Below are 18,484 nucleotides of genomic sequence, written 5' to 3'. Positions count from 1 at the left end.
TTAATAAACGTAGTGATAAAGGGAATTACTTCTCAGTGACTTCTTTCTCAGCCACCGTTTTTTTGCCCAGATAGTTCCAGGCAACCAGTACCGCAAAGATGCCAACAATCAGCGCCATGATGCCTTCCTTCGACATGAAGCGGGCCAGATTACCCAGCAGGATGCCGATAACGCCGAAGTCCGCGTCGGAGAAGGTGGCATTGGCAAAGCCCAGCGCGCCCAGCACCGGCAACAACAGAACCGGCAGGAAGGTAATCAGCACGCCGTTGGCAAAGGCACCGACCATCGCCCCGCGACGTCCGCCGGTGGCATTACCGAACACGCCCGCCGTCGCACCGGTGAAGAAGTGTGGCACCACGCCCGGCAGGATCAGCACCAGATGCATTTGCCCTAACAGGAACAGCCCCACCAGACCGCCAAGGAAGCTGAACAGGAAGCCAATCAGCACGGCATTCGGCGCGTACGGATAGACCACCGGACAGTCCAGCGCAGGTCGCGCATTAGGTACCAGCTTCTCGGAGAAGCCGACGAATGCCGGAACGATTTCCGCCAGGATCAGACGCACACCCTGCAGAATGATGAACACACCGGCCGCGAAGGTAATCGCCATGATGATGGCGTACACCAGATAGTTCTGGCCCGCGCTGTAGGTGGCTTCAACAAAGACCTGACCGGCGAATACCGCCATAATAAGGTAAATGATGATCATGGTGAGAGAGATAGAAATAGAACTGTCGCGCAGGAAGCTGAGGTTTTTCGGCAGATTCATTTCTTCCGTAGAACGTGAACCTTTACCGACCTTGCTGCCGATCCAGCCGGATAAAACATACCCGATGGTGCCGAAATGGCCGAAGGCCACGTCGTCGCTGCCGGTGATTTTACGCATGTAACGCTGCGCCAGCGCCGGGAAGAACGCCATGATCAAACCCAGCGTCAGGGAACCGGTAAACACCAGCGAGATGCCTTCGAAACCGGCGACCGTCAGGATGACGCTGATCATACAGGCCATGTAGAACGTGTGATGCCCGGTCAGGAACACATATTTCAGACGGGTGAAACGTGCCACGATCAGGTTTGCCACCATACCGAAGGCCATAATTAAGGCGGTCGGCGCACCGAATTTCTCCAGCGCGATGGAAACAATCGCTTCGTTATTAGGAATAATACCCTGGATATTAAAGGCGTGTTCAAACATCCCGCCTAATGGATTTAATGAGCCGACCAGTACGGTCGCACCACCGCCCAATACCAGGAAGCCCAGTATTGTTTTCACCGTACCCTTCACCACATCAGAAAAGTTTTTCTTTTGTGCCACCAGACCGATTAATGCGATAAGCCCGACCAGAACGGAAGGTACCTTTAATATATCAACCACAAACTTGAGCGTTTCCTGGATAAACATATCCACCTCGTTTGTCTATTTGTTTTATTTGTAGGGTTATTCAGCGCCGGTCAGGACACTGGATGTTTTTCAAAATGGGCAATCAGTTTTGTTTCAAGTTCATTAATATCAATGATATTGGTGATCACCACCAACTGGTTTTCAGGAATGCTGGCACTGGCGGCGATATCCTTTGCCATCACGAACAGATCGGCTTCGCCCGGAATGGCCGATGACAAATCGGAGTGCTGAACATCCGCCTGAATATTGAGTTTCTTCAGGACTTTCTTGATGTTCATTTCCACCATAAAGCTGCTGCCTAAACCGGAACCGCAAATCGCCATGATTTTCATATTATTCACCTGTTCTTTATCTGTTTTTTAAAATGTAGAATACCGTATCAGCTGCCTGTGAAAATGCATCTGAGAGGTCTGAATTCCTTTTTATTTAACGCGTCACTTTATTTCGGTATTAACTCAAATTAATAGCGGGATATCACATCCTGTATTTCGCTTATCGTTCCGGCCTGATGTATTTTCTGCATATCCTCATCGCAGGAAAATAATTCAGCCAGTTCGGAAATCAGCTCAATATGGCTGTGCTTATCCGGTGCCGATAACATCACCACCGTGTACACCGGGTCGTTATCTTCTGAATTAAACACGACGCCGTGCGGCAATGTCAGCAGTGATAACCCTAATCCGTGTGCGCCCTCTTCCGGTCTGGCATGGGGCATGGCGATGCCGGGCGCCAGCACAAAATACGGTCCCAGCTTTTCCCGTTGGGCAAAAATTGCCGTCAGGTACTCCGGGGTAATTGTCCCTTCTTTCAGCAGCGGTTGTGCACTGACTTCCACTGCCTGCCGCCAGTCCGTGATATCCGTTCTGATCTGAATTCGTTCAGAGGTCAGCCAATCATTCAGCATAGTGATACTCCGTTTTATTTTTGAAGATGGCCGGTCAAATTTCCCCTAGACCGCACCAACGATCCAGACTCTACTTCAGCGATAGCGTTAACATCTGTGATACAAATCACAAAGGTAGCGCTACCAAACTTCTATCATTGAGATCTGTGATAGCGCTATCAAAAATAATCGCGCGGCGGTATCACCCGTCCGTGGATCGCATAAATAACGGTATACTTTGTCAGGAAATTGCCGATAATTTACCGAATTCTGCCGTGGTTCCCGTTTTGCCGGTCCTGCTGCGGCCCGCTTTTTTCGCTATACCTGTGGGTATACATTGTGCGCAAGATGCGCAGTTAAGGTCAGGATCGTGAATGTCCATTAACAAGAAAAGACGCAGTACCGGAAGAGTGACGCTGGCCGATGTCGCACAGCTTGCAGGCGTGGGCAGCATGACCGTTTCCCGTGCGCTGCGAACGCCTGAACAGGTTTCCGATAAGCTGCGGGAGAAGATCGAAGAAGCGGTCAGTCAGCTGGGCTATCTGCCTAATCAGGCGGCCAGTTCACTGGCATCTGCCTCGTCAAATACCATTGCCATGATTGTGCCGAGCCTGTCCGAAGCGGGCTGTGCCGAAATGTTTGCCGGATTGCAGAAAGTGCTGCAACCGGCGGGTTATCAGATCATGCTGGCGGAATCTCAGCACCGAATTGAGCGTGAAGAAAAACTGCTGGAAACGCTGCTCTCCTACAATCTGGCGGCAGCGATTTTGCTGTCGGTCGAACATTCCGCCAACGTCCGGCAATGGCTGGATAACCTGACGATTCCGGTACTGGAAATCGGGGCGCTGACCGATTCGCCGATCGACATGAATATCGGTATTGATTACGTGGAAGCGATGTTTCAGCTGACGCAGACCGTGGTGGCAAAGGGTTACCAGAATATCGGCATGCTGTGCGCCAATCAGGAACAGTGGATTTTCCAGCAGCATCTTCAGGGATGGCGTAAGGCGATGCTGAAAGCGCACATGTCACCGCACCGGGTGATCAATGCCGCCGAACCGGCCTGCTTTTCCACCGGCGCACAACAGTTGCCGGAATTCCTTCTGGCCTGGCCGGAAATCGACGCGCTGGTGTGTGTCTCCGATGATCTGGCCTGTGGCGCGTTGTATGAATGCCAGCGCAGACGCATCAAGGTGCCGGACGATCTGGCGGTCGTCGGATTCGGCAATGCGGATGTCAGTAAAGTGTGCCAGCCGCCGCTGACTACGATTGCCATCCCGCATAAAGAGATTGGCGTCAGGGCCGCGCAGGCATTGCTGGCGAGAATTCATGATGAGGAATGGGAAGAAGTGACGATTGCCTCGTCATTGTGCAAGCGGGACAGTTGCTAAAAGAGTACGGGCGATGCGGGATCGCCCGTAAGGCAGGATCAGATATCGTCTTTCGGTGACGCGTCTTCCTGATTGCCTTTCTCTTCAGCGACAGGGGCGGTAACTTCACGGGTCAGCGGTTTACCGTGCTCTTTTTCGTTGTTGCGCGTCATCCATAAAGACAACGCTTTCAGGGAATCCGGCGTGAATTCATCACAACGCGCGGTAATTTCTTCCGGTTTCATCCAGCGGACAGAGTCGATCTCTTCTTCCTGCAGGGCAAACGGACCGTGGGATACGCAACTGAACAGCGCGCCCCATACGCGGCATTTATTCTCTTCCTCGAAATAGAACTGACCGTGCTCGGCAAACGGCACACCGGCAATGCCCAGTTCTTCTTCCGCTTCTCGGCGGGCAGAGTCCAGAATATTTTCGCCGCTTTGCACCACACCACCGGCGGTGGCATCCAGCCAGCCCGGATAGAAGTCTTTGGTTTCAGTCCTGCGCTGAACCAAAATATTCCCCATTCCGTCATGAACCACAATGTAGCTGGCACGGTGACGCAGGACCTGAGCGCGCATTTGTTGTCGGCTGGCCTGGGCAATGACCTCGTTGTCTTCGTTGACGATATCAACCCACTCATCCGTACTGATGTTTTGCTCTTGTTCTGACATCCGCTGGAACCTTCTCTTTTAAGCGCTGGTCTGTGCGCAATAAGTCTGTGCGCTGTGATTTTGCAACACGTCGGTAATGTCCCGAGATTCTATCTGGGTCTGCAGGGTGGCTTCAATAGCTATGGATGCGCTCTCGCAACGTAAAAGCTATGTCACCCCGCAAAGTTCGCCATCAGACAACTCTGACATAGGCCGCTCTTCATCTGCATTATGATACCCTATTACTTCAGATAAGAAGCTTGTGATTACCAATTCCACATTGGCGCATCCCGCCCCGCACGTCGCGGAAAGTGATTAAAACAACGCAGGAGGCAATATGATCGATCTTTATTACGCACCAACACCTAACGGCCATAAAATTTCTCTTTTTCTTGAAGAGAGTGGTCTGCAATACCGGCTTCACCGCATTGATATCAGCGCCGGGGAGCAGTTCAAACCTGAATTCCTTGCCATCTCACCCAACAATAAAATCCCGGCCATTGTTGACAGTCAGCCCGTTGATGGCGGCGCGCCGGTCAGTGTTTTTGAGTCTGGCGCAATTTTGCAATATCTGGCAGAAAAAACCGGCAAATTCCTCAGTAAAGAGTTGCGTGAGCGTACCCTCACGCTGGAATGGCTGACATGGCAGGTGGCCGGATTTGGTCCGATGCTGGGTCAGAATCATCATTTTACTCATTACGCCCCGCAACCAGTGCCTTACGCCATTGAGCGTTTCCTGCAGGAAACCCAGCGTCTGTATGGCGTTTTGAACCGGCAGTTAGAGAAAAACGCCTATATTGCCGGTGACCAGTACAGTATTGCCGATATGGCCACGTATCCGTGGGTGGTAGCGCATGAACGCCAGCGTATTGATCTGGCGGAATACCCTGCCGTGCGCAACTGGTTTGAACGGGTGAAAAGCCGTCCCGCCACACAGAAAGCTTATGCCTTAGCGCAGGCGCAGTAAGCCCTTCCGTCTCCGGTTCCTGCCGGAGGCGTTCACCCTCCCCTTAGAACGAAAATGCTTAATTGTGCTCCATATCGCGAGTTAATGGCGGCGACTCAACTATGATGAAAGACAGTTCATCCGCGTATTCAGACAGTTAAGGATCACGTTATGAAGATCTTGATTACCGGCGCGACCGGCCTGATTGGCCGCAAACTGACCGAACAACTTCTCAGTCACTCTCATCATATTACCGCGCTGAGCCGCGCCCCGGAACGCGCGGCAAAATTACTCGGCCCCGCGGTTCAGATTTGGGAAACGCTGACAGGCAAAACCACGCTGGACGGTTTTGATGCCGTGATTAATCTGGCGGGTGAGCCGATTGCCGATAAACGCTGGACGAAAGATCAGAAAGCGTTGCTGTGTGAAAGCCGCTGGCAGCTGACGGAGAAACTGGCGACGCTGATAAATGCCAGCCAAACGCCGCCTTCAGTGTTTATTTCCGGTTCGGCAGTAGGATATTACGGCGATCAGGGGCAGGCGCTGGTGCCAGAAGACGAGCCGCCTGACAAGCAATTTACCTGGCAGCTCTGCGCCCGCTGGGAAGCGCTGGCGATGACAGCCCAAAGCCCGCAGACCCGGGTTTGTCTGCTGAGAACCGGTATCGTTCTGGCTAAAAAAGGCGGCGCGCTGGCAAAAATGGTTCTGCCCTACCGCGCCGGTCTCGGCGGCCCGCTGGGTGATGGTCAGCAATACATGCCGTGGATCCATATTGACGACATGATTGACGGGATTTTATTCCTGCTCGCTCACGAGACACTTTCCGGCCCGTTCAATATGGTGTCGCCTTATCCGGCCCGTAACGAACAATTCAGCGCCCTGCTGGGTGAAGTGCTGCACCGCCCGGCCTTTATGCGTGCGCCCGCGCCGGTGGTGCGGTTACTGATGGGGGAATCCGCCGTACTGGTGCTCGGCGGACAACGCGCCGTCCCGCGCAGGCTGGAAGCGGCAGGGTTTATTTTTAAGCATCAGGAATTGAAAGAAGCGCTGGAGGATGTGTTGGGATGAAGGGTCTTAAAGGGCTAACACCATTACTAATGCACACCTCAACTTCTTGATTTTCCTTTGATACCCCACCCCAGCCCTCCCCTTCGCAGGGGAGGGAGCAGATCCGCGCTTTTACTCCTGCCCCTGCGAAGATGGAGCAGATCCGCGCTTTTACTCCTGCCCCTGCGAAGGTGGAGCAGATCGGCGCTTTTACTCCTCCCCCTGCGAAGGGGGAGGCTGGGAGGGGGTTTTAAGGACTAACACCGTTACTCATGTACGCTTCAAATTTTTGATTTTTCTTTACTATCCCAGCCCTTCCTTTCGCTGGGAAGGGAGTTAACTGAACTAGCCGCTTTTACTCCTTCACATCCACCTGATAAAAAACATGTTTCCCAAACGGATCCACTTCATATCCCGTCACTTCCTTACGAACCGGTTCGAAGATCGTCGAATGAGCGATCATCACCGCCGGTGCCTGATCGTGCATCATCTGCTGGGCCTGCTCGTAGAGTGCGACACGTTTGGCATGATCGGTGGTTTCTTTCGCTTCGGTAATCAGATTGTCGAACGGTGCGTAACACCATTTGGCGGAGTTCGACCCGCCCTTCGCGGCGTTACAGGTAAACAGCGGGCCGAAGAAGTTATCCGGGTCACCGTTCGCGGTCGTCCAGCCCATTAATGCTGCCATGTGCTCGCCGTTACGGATACGGGTCTGGTATTCGCCCCATTCGTAGCTGACGATATGCGCTTTCACGCCGATTTTCGCCCAGTCCGCCTGGATCATCTCCGCCATGCGACGGGCGTTCGGGTTATAGGGACGCTGAACCGGCATCGCCCACAAATCAATATCAAAACCGTTCGGCATTCCCGCTTCGGCCAGCAAGGCTTTGGCTTTCTCAGGCGAATAATCGTAATCCACCAGCTTGTCGTTGTAGCTCCAGACGCCGGTCGGCAGCAGCGTTTTGGCGACGGTGCCCGTGCCGTGGAATACCGCTTCGATGATTTGCGGTTTGTTGATGGCCATGGTCAGCGCCTGACGCACTTTCACATTATTCAGCGGCGCTTTCTGCGTGTTGAACGAAAGGAAACCGGTGTTCAGGCCCGCCTTGCTCATCAGGTTGATGTCTTTATTGGCGCGCATACGCTCAAGGTCAGCCGGGTTCGGGAACGGCATCACCTGACACTCGTTTTTCTCGAGTTTTGCAAGACGCATTGAGGCATCCGGCGTGATGGTGTACACCAGACGGTCAATTTTAGATTTGCCCTGCCAGTATTCCGGGAACGCTTTATACAGCAGACGGGTGTCTTTCTGGTATTGAACCAGTTCAAACGGACCGGTGCCGACCGGGACCTGATCGAGTTTCTCGGGGGTACCGGCTTTGAGCATCTGATCCGCATATTCCGCCGACAGGATTGACGCAAAATACCACGCCAGATCGGCGACAAACGGCGCTTCAGGGCGGGTCAGATTGAAGCGAACAGTGTAGTCATCCACCTTATCAATGCTGCCGATCAGATCGCCCATTTTCAGGCTGTCAAAGTTCAGATACGTGCCGCCGGAAATTTTATGATAAGGATTATTTTCGTCTTTCTGACGCATGAACGAAAAGATCACGTCATCGGCGTTAAAATCACGGGTCGGTTTGAACAACTTATTACTCTGGAATTTCACGCCTTTTCGCAGGTGGAAGGTATAGGTTTTACCGTCCGCGCTGACGTCCCAGCTTTCCGCCAGGCTTGGCACCAGTTCGGTGGTGCCGATTTTGAAATCCACCAGACGGTTATAAATCGGCGCGGCGCTCGCATCTACCGAGGTGCCCGAGGTATACAGTTGCGGGTTGAATTGCTCAGGCGAGCCTTCGGAGCAGTAAACCAGCGTTTTCGCAGAAACGCCGCCGGTGATCGCCAATGCCAGTAAACCTGTGCTTATTTTTAAAATGTTGTGTTTCATTCTTTTCCCTATTTTCCCTGTCCGGAGAGTGTTTAGATCTTCTTCATCGTGGAACATAAAGCAAAAACAGATTAACATCTGGATAACACGTAGTAATACTTTGTTATATATGAAAATCTTATAACAAGGAACCCTATTTGCGCACATTCAGAGGTCAAGATGTCGACAACAATCGCAACACAGCTTACCGAACGTTTCTACCGCTATCTCTCCGTGACATCACAAAGTGATGCCAGCGCGACCACCCTGCCCAGCACGCCGGGCCAGCATGATATGGCACGCTTGCTGGCGGAAGAACTGCATCAGCTGGGTCTGGAAAACATTCAGATCGACGAACATGCGACCGTAACGGCAGTAAAATCCGGCACCAAAAAAGGCGGCCCGCGCATCGGTTTCATCACGCATATTGATACGGTGGATGTCGGCCTGCGCCCGGATATTCATCCGCAAACATTGCGTTTTACCGGTGAGGATGTGTGCCTCAACAGGGAACAGGATATCTGGCTGCGCCCTGCTGAACGCCCGGAAATTCTGCCGTACAAAGGCGAAGACATTATTTTCAGCGACGGCACCAGCGTGCTGGGTGCCGATAACAAAGCGGCCGTCACCGTGGTGATGACGCTGCTGGAAAACCTGACGGCAGAGCAGGAATATGGCGATATCGTGGTGGCGTTTGTGCCTGACGAAGAAATCGGCCTGCGTGGTGCCAAGGCGCTGGATCTGGCGCGCTTTGATGTGGATTTCGCCTATACCATCGACTGCTGCGAACTGGGCGAAGTGGTGTATGAAAACTTCAACGCGGCAGCGGCAGAGATTACCTTTACCGGCGTGACAGCGCACCCGATGTCAGCAAAAGGCGTACTGGTGAATCCGTTGCTGATGGCACAGGATTTCATCAGCCATTTTGATCGCGCAGAAACCCCTGAAAATACCGAAGGCCGTGAAGGTTATGTCTGGTTTAACGGCATGAGCGCGTCCCAGCAAGGGGCCGAACTGAAAGCCTCAATCCGTGATTTCGACAGCGCCAGTTTTGCCGCCCGTAAGCAGAAAATTCAGGATGTCGCGAAAGAGATTGCCGCGCAGTATCCGACGGCGAAAGTCTCGGTTGAGATCAGCGACACCTACAGCAATATCAGCAGCGCCATCGGTGAAGACCGCCGGGCGATTGACCTGATCTTTGCCGGATTGAAAGAGATTGGCGTGGAGCCGAAAGTGATCCCGATGCGCGGCGGCACCGACGGAGCCGCATTGTCAGCCAAAGGTTTGCTGACGCCGAACTACTTCACCGGCGCGCACAATTTCCATTCGAAATTCGAATTCCTGCCGGTGAATTCGTTTGTGAAATCCTACGAACTGACCCTTCAGTTGTGCCTGCTGGCCGCGAAAGGTTGATTTGCTTTAAACCTTCCCCTCGTGAGAGGGGAAGGAGCACGGATATCACTTCAATGCACCTGACAGGAACTGCTGCAGGCGCGCACTTTTCGGGCTGCCGAAGACTTCAGACGGATCGCCCTGCTCTTCAATCACCCCCTGATGCAGGAAAATGACGTGGCTGGAGACGTGACGGGCAAACTCCATCTCGTGCGTCACCACCACCATGGTTTTTCCTTCTTCCGCCAGCTTTTGCATGATGCGCAACACTTCGCCCACCAGTTCAGGATCGAGCGCGGAAGTTGGCTCGTCAAACAGCAGCACTTCCGGTTCCATCGCCAGCGCACGGGCAATAGATACGCGCTGTTGCTGGCCGCCGGATAAGTTCACCGGATATTTGCCTTGCGCACGGGCGTCGATACCCACTTTATCGAGGTACTTTACCGCGCGTTCCCGCGCTTCTGCCTTGCTCAGCCCCAGCACCTGTACCGGCGCTTCCATGACGTTTTCCAGCACCGTCATGTGGCTCCACAGGTTGAAATGCTGAAATACCATCGTCAGTTTGGTGCGCAGCAGTTGCAGCTGTTTTTTATCAAACACTTTCAGCTGACCGTCGGTATCGCGCACCATACGGATATCCTGATTATTCACGCTGATCGAGCCTTCGCTTGGCTTTTCAAGGAAGTTAATGCAGCGCAGGAAGGTACTTTTCCCGGAACCGGATGAACCGATAATACTGATCACATCTCCCGCATTGGCAGACAATGAAACGCCTTTCAGCACTTCGTGGTCGCCATAGCGTTTGTGGAGATCGAGAACCGCTAATTTGTTTTCTGGCATAAAGTTATTCCGCAAAAATAATTCTTATTAATGAGCTTGAGGCTTTACGTGAGCCAGCCAGCGTTTTTCCGCCTTGCGGAACAGCCCGATCAGGACAAAAGAAACACAAAGATAAATCACTGCTGCAATCCCGAAAGCATAAAACGGCTGATACGTCGCCGAGTTGATGTCGCGGGCAATTTTCAGCACGTCCGGCACCGTGGCGGTAAACGCCAGCGCGGTGGAGTGCAACATCAGAATGACTTCATTACTGTACGCAGGCAGCGCCGTGCGCAATGCCGACGGCAAAATAATGCAGGTATACAATTTAAATCGTGAGAACCCGTACGCATTGGCCGCTTCAATTTCGCCGTGCGGAACAGAACGGATGGCACCGGCAAATATTTCGGTGGTGTAGGCGCAGGTATTCAGCGTCAGCGCCAAAATCGTACAGTTCAGCCCGCTGCGGAAAAAGGCATTGAGGAAGTCGGTGCCACGCACGATTTCCAGGCTGTACATCCCCGAATAAAACACCAGCAACTGGACATACAGCGGCGTTCCGCGGAAAACGTAGGTATACAGCCAGATCGGATAACGCAGGAATTTGTTGGCAGACACGCGCCCCACCGCCATCGGCACCGCCAGTAATCCGCCTATCACGACGGAGCTGATCAGTAACCACAGGGTGATCGCCAGACCCGTGAAACGGTAGCCGTCGCTGTAGAGCAGGGACATACCGTACTGTTGTAAAATTTCGATCATAGATCAGCCCTCTTCACACCCAGCGAATAACGGCGATCAAGCCACACCAGCACGCCGTTCGACAGCGTGGTGAAAATCAGATAAACCACCCCCGCCACAATCGCGAAATAGAATGGCTGATACGTGCCTTTCCCGGCCAGTTGCGTGGCTTTCACCACGTCATTCAGGCCCAGCAAGGACACCAGCGCGGTGGCTTTGAGGATAACCTGCCAGTTGTTGGCAATGCCCGGCAGCGCAAAACGCATCATGGCCGGAAATAAAATACGACGGAAAATTTGTGAACCGCTGAAACCGTAGGCTGTTGCGGCTTCGATCTGTCCGCGCGGCACCGCCATAAATGCGCCACGAAACGTCTCGGTGAAATAGGCGCCATAGATAAAGCCCAGCGTGATAATACCGGCGCTCATCGGGTCGATATCAATTTGTGTCATGCCCAGTGATTCTGTGACGCTGTTAAGTGCAATCTGCAACCCGTAGAAAATCAATAACATCAATACCAGATCAGGTACGCCGCGGATAAGCGTGGTGTAGCAACCAAATAAACCAGACACGATCCGGTTCTTTGACAGTTTCCCGCCCGCGCCGATTAACCCTATCACCAGCGCCAGAATGACTGACGAAATCGCCAGCTCCAGTGTCACTAACGTGCCCTGGATGATTACCTGGGAATACCCATACAGCATGGTTTTTTCCTGTCTTTAGTGGATCCCTGCGCAGGCAAAACGGCAGCCTGCGTCAGAACCGCAGGGAGCGGCGTACCGCCCCCTTTGGCACATCTCACGGGGCAAATCAGCCGCCGTAAACATCAAAATCGAAGTATTTTTTCGCCAGTTTGTCGTAGGTACCGTCTTTACGCATGCTGTCAAACGCCTTGTTCAGCGCGTCTTTCAGGTCAGTATCGGTCTTACGCAGCCCCATGCCGGTGCCCACGCCGAAGAATTTGTCGTCTTTAACGGACGGACCGGCGAACGCGTAATCTTTACCGGCAGATTGTTTCAGGAAGCCTTCGCTGCCTGCCACTTCATCCTGGAATGCCGCGTCAAGACGACCGGAAGCCAGATCCGCATAAATCAGATCCTGGTTCTGGTAAGCCACCACGTTGATGCCTTTTGGCTGCCACATTGCATTGGCATAAGCTTCCTGCGTGGAACCCTGCAGAACACCGACGTTTTTGCCTTTCAGCGCGTCCAGCGTTGGCAGCACTTTTGACCCTTTTGGTGCGATCAGACGGGCGTTGGCCGCATACAGTTTTTCAGTGAAATCAATTTCCTGCTGACGTTTCTCAGTGATGGATAACGAGGAAATTATCGCATCAATTTTCTTGGCTTTCAGGGAAGGGATCAGGGCATCGAAATCACTTTCGACGTAGGTGCATTTTATTTCTGCACGTTTACACATCTCGTTAGCCAGGTCGATATCAAAACCTACCAGCTTGCCGCTGGAGTCCTTTGATTCAAATGGGGCGTAAGTCGGATCAGTACCGATATTAATTGCTTTAGGCGCGGCAGCAAATGCACTACCTGCACTGGCTAAGACCAGAACCAGCGGAAGAACCTTGAACAACTTTTTCATACATTAGCCTCAGTGATTATTCATCTGTTGTGGTTGTGTGTGCGTGAATGAACGTCTTTTTATAGTTTGCTGAACGATGCAAATGGCTTTTTGCCAGGTTTTCTCATGCACTTTTCGTGCCGCTTCTCTGCACAGCGATTTTGCGCCGTGAGAGTGTGAAAACCGGTCAAAAAAGCATCGGGATAATGAAAGTTTTCAAAGGTCTGAAGGAAGAATAGCTGAAGGCGTGGTGAACACTGCACCTCAATGAATCAAATTGTGATCATTGTTGGTGCAATGTAACTGAAGTGCGCGAAATGAGTGCGTATTGAGACTGGAAAGATCAGTGACTGCCCTGCCATCGAACAAATAAGTCTTCCGGCAGCTCGATATCAAACTGATCGATCACCCGGTTTACCGTCTGATCGATAATATCTTCGACCGAGGCCGGACGATGATAAAACGCCGGAACCGGGGGCATAATCACAGCACCCAGTTCGGCGGCCTGGGTCATCAGCCGTAAATGGCCGAGGTGCAGCGGGGTTTCACGCACGCACAACACCAGACGGCGACGTTCTTTCAGCACCACGTCAGCGGCGCGGGTCAGTAAACCGTCGGTATAACTGTTCACAATGCCGGAAAGTGTTTTGACCGAACACGGCAGGATCACCATACCGGCGGTTTTAAAGGAACCGGAAGAAATACTGGCGGCAATATCGCGGGAATCATGCACCACATCTGCCAGCGCCTGCACATCGCGCAGGGAAAGATCGGTTTCCAGTGTCAGCGTCTGGCGGGCGGCATTGCTCATCACCAGATGGGTTTCGATATCAGGTACACTCTGCAAAACCTGCAAAAGTCTGACACCATAAATTGCGCCGCTGGCGCCGGAAATACCGACGATAAGTCGTTTCATAAACACTGCCTTAAAATGAACCCGGATCCGTTTCAGCCAATACTGACATAAATTCAGGCATAAAAAAACGCGCCCGCCCGGTGGTGACCGGAGGGGCGCGCCTTAACGGATGTCAGTAACGGGCGAATCAGCCTTCGTTGTGCATCTCGAGATTTTCAGCTTCCTGCTGACCACGTAACGCCTGAGCGTCATCGTTGCGCAGGGCTTCAAGGTATTCCAGATAGTTCTGGTCAACGTCTTTGGTGACGTAAACACCGTCGAAGACTGAACATTCGAATTTCTCGATATCCATATTATCTTCTTTCACTGCGGCGATCAGGTCGCTCAGATCCTGGAAGATTAAGGCATCAGCACCGATCATCTGATTGATTTCGCTGACTTCACGGCCATGCGCAATCAGTTCGTTGGCGCTTGGCATATCGATTCCGTACACATTCGGGAAACGGATTTCCGGTGCCGCTGACGCCAGATAAACACGTCGTGCCCCGGCTTCACGCGCCATCTCAACAATCTGCTGAGAGGTGGTGCCGCGCACGATGGAGTCATCCACCAGCAACACGTTTTTATCACGGAATTCAGCACGGTTGGCGTTCAGTTTACGGCGTACAGATTTACGACGTTCCTGCTGCCCCGGCATGATAAAGGTACGGCCAACATAACGGTTTTTCACAAACCCCTGACGGTACGGTTTATCCAGAATACGGGCGATTTCCAGCGCGATATCGCAGGAGGTTTCCGGGATCGGAATGACCACGTCGATATCCATGTCTTCCCATTCACGGGCAATTTTCGCGCCCAGCTTTTCACCCATACGGACACGGGCGCTGTAGACGGAAATTTTGTCGATGAAGGAATCCGGACGTGCGAAATAGACGTATTCGAACAGGCACGGATTGTACTGCGGGTTCTCCGCACACATGCGGGTGAACAGCTGACCTTTTTCGGTGATGTACACCGCTTCGCCCGGCGCAACGTCACGCAGGAACTCAAAGCCCAGCGTATCAAGCGCCACGCTCTCAGAAGCCACCATGTACTCGTTACGGCCATCTTCCAGCGTACGTTTACCGATGACCAGCGGACGGATACCGTGCGGGTCACGGAACGCCAGCATGCCGTGACCGATAATCATCGCCACACACGCATAGGCACCGCGAATTTTCAGGTTCACCGCCGCCACTGCCGCGAAAATGTTGTCTGCTTCCAGCGGGTAGTGCTGGAAACGATCCAGTTCACTCGCCAGGATATTCAGCAGGATCTCAGAATCGGACGTCGTGTTCACATGACGGCGCTGGCCTTCGAACAGGTTACTTCTCAATTCGTGAGCATTGGTCAGGTTACCGTTATGAGCAAGGGTGATGCCGAACGGAGAGTTGACGTAGAAAGGTTGAGCTTCTGAAGCGCTGGAACTGCCAGCCGTTGGGTAGCGCACATGGCCAATACCCATGTTGCCCTGTAAGCGTTGCATATGGCGGGCTTCGAAAACATCCTTCACCAGGCCATTCGCTTTACGTAAACGGAAGTTATTATTCGCGTCGATGGTGGTGATGCCTGCAGCATCCTGACCGCGGTGTTGTAACACCGTTAACGCGTCATAAATCGACTGGTTTACCGGCATGAAACCGGCGATACCGACAATACCGCACATGTTGTCTTTTCCTCTTCAGCGCTGCCAAAACTAAATATGTTTGGGCAAGAAACTCGACGTGCTCTGCAGGTAGTCAAAGAACCACCTGATGATATAACTGAACTGTGGGATCAACTGGGATTGCTTCCAGTCTTCGCTTTGTGAAAAACCGGTAAAAGTATCGAGGAAGAACAGCATCGCGGAGACGATTAACACCCCGCGCAGTGCGCCAAAGCACACACCTAACACCCTGTCAGTGCCGGACAACCCGGTTCTTTCAACCAGTGAACCAATCACATAGTTGACAATTGCACCTACGATCAACGTCGCGATGAACAAGATGGCAATTGCGATCCCGTTTCGAACTAACTCATCTTCGAAACGTGTGAAGTAGATGGCGAGGTAAGGGTAATAATGGCTGGCAACGAAAAAGGCACAAGCCCAGGTTACCAGCGATAAAGCCTCACGGACAAAACCACGGATTAAACTGACTAAAGCAGAAAATCCGATAACCGCAATGATGACGTAATCAATCCAGACCATTAACTATTCCAGTGTCTAATCCAGTCACGTCTGCCCCGGCATCCAGTTCGCGGCGAATTCTAACAGAAAAAGAAAACGTTTGCGTAGGGGAAATCTGCCGGTCAGACAAATTAATAATAGCGATTAAAAAAACCTCAATCGCAGCATAAACCTATAAAAATCCAGCCAGAGGATCTTATAGAAAAAGGGCACAAATCGCTTGTGCCCTCCGTGGTATTTTTTATGTATTTATCAACTCCCGCCCCTGCGAAAGGAGGGGTTGGGGTGGGGTATTAAGGGCAACTCTGAATCTGGCGTTGCCTGCTAAACCCCCTCCCAGCCTCCCCCTTCGCAGGGGGAGGAGCGAAGAACTCGATCGGCTCCCTCCCCGCCACTCCCTTCGCAGGGAGAGGAGCAAAGAACTCGATCGGCTCCCTCCCCTGCGAAGGGGAGGGTTGGGGTGGGGTATTAATGGCAACTCTGAATCTGGCGTTGCCTGCTAAACCCCCTCCCAGCCTCCCCCTTCCCAGGGGAAGGAGCAAAGTCAGTGTGCAGAATATGCGCGAACCTGCCCGCCTAATCCACTCAGCTGTTGCAGTTGCGGCAATGAGGCTTCGAGTTTCTGCTTCGAGGCATCCGGGCCGACGTACAGGCGCGTGATCTGCCCCTGAACCGGTGTGGCCGGAACGGTGTAAGCACGGAAACCTGACAGGCGCAGATTCGCTACAATTTCATTGGCTTTAGCGGCATTTTTCAATGCGCCAAGCTGAACCACATAAGACTGCCCCGCCGGTGCTTTTTCTTCCGGTGCAGGTTTCGGCTGTTCAACCGGTTTAGGTTGTTCGGCAACTGCCTTCGGTTGTTCGACCGGTTTCGGCTGCTCCACAGGCTTCGGTTTCACCGTGGGCTTAGCTTCCACCATCGGTTTAGGTTCAATCGTTTTTGGCTTCTGCGGCGCAGGTTTGACCGGCGCGGTCTGTACCGGTTTTTTCTGCTCAGGCAGTGTGGTGGCCGGCGGAGCTTCTATGGTGGTGTTGCCGGGTGCCACATTGCCCTGATTCGCAGCATTGGTATTGTTGGCTGAACTCTCCGTGTCCGGTTCGCCGTTCATGGCCTGATCGGCACCTTCCGGCGGCTGAGCAGGCAAAGATTGCGTGACCGGTGGCACCGAGTCCTGTTCTTCAACATCACCTGGTTTTGGCACCAATGGAATAGACGCAAATTCGTCTTCGTAATGCTTTTTCTTGCCGTCGAGTAAACCGGGCAAAATGATGACGCCCAGCGCCACCAGAATGACCGTCCCGACCAGACGATTTTGAAACTTACTTGCCACTGGTTTTCCCCGTGTCTAAAGCATCCATTACGTGAGCTACGGTATGGAACGAGCCGCAGACAATCACAATATCCTGAGGAGCCGCCTCCTGCATAGCCTGTTTCCAGGCAGACTCCACATCATCAAACTGGTGCGCCTGCGGCAGATGCGTCGTCAGTTCTTCGACACTGGCCCCGCGCGGGCCTTCCAGCGGCGCGCAATACCATTCATCCACCTGCGGCGACAGGCAAGCCAGCGTACCGGCAATATCTTTGTCTTTCAACATTCCGACGACGGCGCGAACTTTGCCGCCATTTCGCGGCTGTTCTGCCAGACGTCCGGCCAGATACGCTGCCGCATGCGGGTTATGCGCGACATCCAGGATCAGGCGTGGCGATTCACTCACCGTCTGGAAACGTCCAGGCAACGCCGCGCGCTGTAAACCACTGCGCAACGCGGCTTCAGGAACAGCCAGTGCGGAATAATGCAGGGCAGCCAGCGCGGTCGCCGCATTGGCCAGCGGCACATTCGGCAACGGTAAACCTTCCAGCACGTTCACCTCGTTGCCCTGTTCCAGCGCCGCCCAGCGCCACTGTCCGGCATCGGCAGAAAAATGCCAGTTCACATCACGGCGATGTAAATCAGCGTGTTTTTCCTGCGCAACGGCGGCAATGGATTGCGGCATATCAGGCTCACCGACCACGGCCGGTTTACCGCCACGGAAAATACCGGCTTTTTCGCGGCCAATGCTTTCGCGATCCGAACCCAGCCAGTCGGTATGATCGAGCGCAATACTGGTGACCACGGCGACACTGGCATCGACGATATTGGTCGCGTCCAGACGTCCACCCAGCCCGACTTCGAGGATCACCACATCCAGCTTCGCCTGTTTGAACAGGTGCAACGCCGACAATGTGCCGTACTCGAAATAGGTCAGCGAGATATCACCACGACCGGCTTCCAGCACCGCGAAGGATTCACAGTGCGCGGATCCCGGCAGCTCTTCACCCTGAATGCGCACCCGTTCGGTGTAGCGCACCAGATGCGGGGAACTGTAAACGCCAACGCGGTATCCGGCCGCCATCAGGATGGACTCCAGCGTGGCGCAGGTGGTGCCCTTGCCATTGGTTCCGGCGACGGTAAACACAAACGGTGCTGGCGTCAGCAAATCGAGTTTCGCGGCAACCGCTTTCACGCGGTCGAGGCCCAGTTCAATGGCCTGAGAATGGAGATGTTCGAGATAATAAAGCCACGTGGCCAAAGGCGACGTGGCTTGGGGGATAAGTTGATTTTGCATGAGTCCCGTTCAACCTTGTCAGGTTCACTTCGACACTACATCACCAGACTGTGACAGC

Annotated in this window: 18 protein-coding genes; 4 read left to right on the top strand and 14 right to left on the bottom strand. The window is 53.2% G+C overall.

Annotation, left to right across the window (positions count from 1 at the left end; translation table 11 throughout):
- Window positions 1–25 precede the first annotated feature (25 nt).
- The 3 genes from EDF78_RS08740 to EDF78_RS08730 form a co-directional block, all read right to left on the bottom strand.
- On the bottom strand, window positions 26–1,402 hold the full coding sequence (locus EDF78_RS08740; protein WP_133822930.1) for a PTS ascorbate transporter subunit IIC: 1,377 nt from the start codon (window positions 1,400–1,402) through the stop codon (window positions 26–28).
- Window positions 1,403–1,452: 50 nt separating this feature from the next.
- Window positions 1,453–1,734, bottom strand: a complete 282-nt coding sequence (locus EDF78_RS08735) for a PTS sugar transporter subunit IIB (protein WP_013574575.1) — start codon at window positions 1,732–1,734, stop codon at window positions 1,453–1,455.
- A gap of 128 nt (window positions 1,735–1,862) precedes the next feature.
- Entirely contained in the window at window positions 1,863–2,306 is a 444-nt protein-coding gene (locus EDF78_RS08730; RefSeq protein ID WP_095922852.1) for a PTS sugar transporter subunit IIA, read from the bottom strand.
- Window positions 2,307–2,659: 353 nt separating this feature from the next.
- Between EDF78_RS08730 and EDF78_RS08725 the strand changes: the two genes are divergently transcribed.
- Entirely contained in the window at window positions 2,660–3,676 is a 1,017-nt protein-coding gene (locus EDF78_RS08725; RefSeq protein WP_095922853.1) for a LacI family DNA-binding transcriptional regulator, read from the top strand.
- A gap of 38 nt (window positions 3,677–3,714) precedes the next feature.
- Here EDF78_RS08725 and yfcD read toward each other — a convergent pair whose 3' ends face one another.
- Window positions 3,715–4,329 carry an NUDIX hydrolase YfcD gene (gene yfcD / locus EDF78_RS08720; RefSeq protein ID WP_119822578.1) on the bottom strand — a complete coding sequence of 205 codons (615 nt, stop codon included), beginning with the start codon at window positions 4,327–4,329 and terminating at the stop codon, window positions 3,715–3,717.
- Between the two features lie 316 nt (window positions 4,330–4,645).
- Between yfcD and yfcG the strand changes: the two genes are divergently transcribed.
- Window positions 4,646–5,275, top strand: coding sequence for a GSH-dependent disulfide bond oxidoreductase (yfcG, locus tag EDF78_RS08715; RefSeq protein ID WP_095922855.1), 630 nt, complete (start codon window positions 4,646–4,648; stop codon window positions 5,273–5,275).
- Window positions 5,276–5,425: 150 nt separating this feature from the next.
- Window positions 5,426–6,322, top strand: coding sequence for a TIGR01777 family oxidoreductase (locus EDF78_RS08710; RefSeq protein ID WP_133822929.1), 897 nt, complete (start codon window positions 5,426–5,428; stop codon window positions 6,320–6,322).
- A gap of 334 nt (window positions 6,323–6,656) precedes the next feature.
- On the opposite strand, the gene EDF78_RS08705 is transcribed toward EDF78_RS08710, so the two are convergent.
- Window positions 6,657–8,252, bottom strand: a complete 1,596-nt coding sequence (locus EDF78_RS08705; protein ID WP_133822928.1) for an ABC transporter substrate-binding protein — start codon at window positions 8,250–8,252, stop codon at window positions 6,657–6,659.
- 159 nt (window positions 8,253–8,411) lie between these two features.
- Here EDF78_RS08705 and pepT point away from each other — a divergent pair, with 159 nt between their 5' ends.
- On the top strand, window positions 8,412–9,644 hold the full coding sequence (pepT, locus tag EDF78_RS08700) for a peptidase T (protein WP_095922858.1): 1,233 nt from the start codon (window positions 8,412–8,414) through the stop codon (window positions 9,642–9,644).
- 45 nt (window positions 9,645–9,689) lie between these two features.
- Here pepT and hisP read toward each other — a convergent pair whose 3' ends face one another.
- The 9 genes from hisP to folC form a co-directional block, all read right to left on the bottom strand.
- A complete protein-coding gene (gene hisP / locus EDF78_RS08695; RefSeq protein ID WP_095922859.1) occupies window positions 9,690–10,463 on the bottom strand; it encodes a histidine ABC transporter ATP-binding protein HisP in 774 nt (257 codons plus the stop codon).
- A gap of 27 nt (window positions 10,464–10,490) precedes the next feature.
- Window positions 10,491–11,204, bottom strand: coding sequence for an ABC transporter permease (locus EDF78_RS08690; RefSeq protein WP_095922860.1), 714 nt, complete (start codon window positions 11,202–11,204; stop codon window positions 10,491–10,493).
- Window positions 11,201–11,887: a histidine ABC transporter permease HisQ gene (locus EDF78_RS08685; RefSeq protein ID WP_095922861.1), complete on the bottom strand. Its 687-nt coding sequence runs from the start codon at window positions 11,885–11,887 to the stop codon at window positions 11,201–11,203. Before EDF78_RS08685 ends, EDF78_RS08690 begins: the two co-directional genes overlap by 4 nt.
- 106 nt (window positions 11,888–11,993) lie before the next feature.
- Entirely contained in the window at window positions 11,994–12,776 is a 783-nt protein-coding gene (argT, locus tag EDF78_RS08680; protein WP_095922862.1) for a lysine/arginine/ornithine ABC transporter substrate-binding protein ArgT, read from the bottom strand.
- A 322-nt stretch (window positions 12,777–13,098) separates the two neighbouring features.
- Complete coding sequence (locus tag EDF78_RS08675; RefSeq protein ID WP_095922863.1) at window positions 13,099–13,671, bottom strand: UbiX family flavin prenyltransferase; 573 nt, start codon at window positions 13,669–13,671, stop codon at window positions 13,099–13,101.
- A 127-nt stretch (window positions 13,672–13,798) separates the two neighbouring features.
- On the bottom strand, window positions 13,799–15,316 hold the full coding sequence (purF, locus tag EDF78_RS08670) for an amidophosphoribosyltransferase (protein WP_095922864.1): 1,518 nt from the start codon (window positions 15,314–15,316) through the stop codon (window positions 13,799–13,801).
- A 30-nt stretch (window positions 15,317–15,346) separates the two neighbouring features.
- The gene (gene cvpA, locus EDF78_RS08665; protein ID WP_013574561.1) at window positions 15,347–15,838 is read right to left on the bottom strand and encodes a colicin V production protein; all 492 of its coding nucleotides are present in this window, start codon (window positions 15,836–15,838) and stop codon (window positions 15,347–15,349) included.
- Window positions 15,839–16,361: 523 nt separating this feature from the next.
- Window positions 16,362–17,150: a cell division protein DedD gene (dedD, locus tag EDF78_RS08660; protein ID WP_095922866.1), complete on the bottom strand. Its 789-nt coding sequence runs from the start codon at window positions 17,148–17,150 to the stop codon at window positions 16,362–16,364.
- Entirely contained in the window at window positions 17,140–18,426 is a 1,287-nt protein-coding gene (gene folC / locus EDF78_RS08655; protein WP_133822927.1) for a bifunctional tetrahydrofolate synthase/dihydrofolate synthase, read from the bottom strand. Before folC ends, dedD begins: the two co-directional genes overlap by 11 nt.
- Between the last annotated feature and the right edge of the window lie 58 nt (window positions 18,427–18,484).

Source organism: Rahnella sp. BIGb0236, assembly GCF_004364755.1.
Lineage (GTDB): Bacteria > Pseudomonadota > Gammaproteobacteria > Enterobacterales > Enterobacteriaceae > Rahnella > Rahnella victoriana.
The sequence above is the reverse complement of the archived record's forward strand: the minus strand, read 5'-3'. Positions and strand labels throughout refer to the sequence as shown.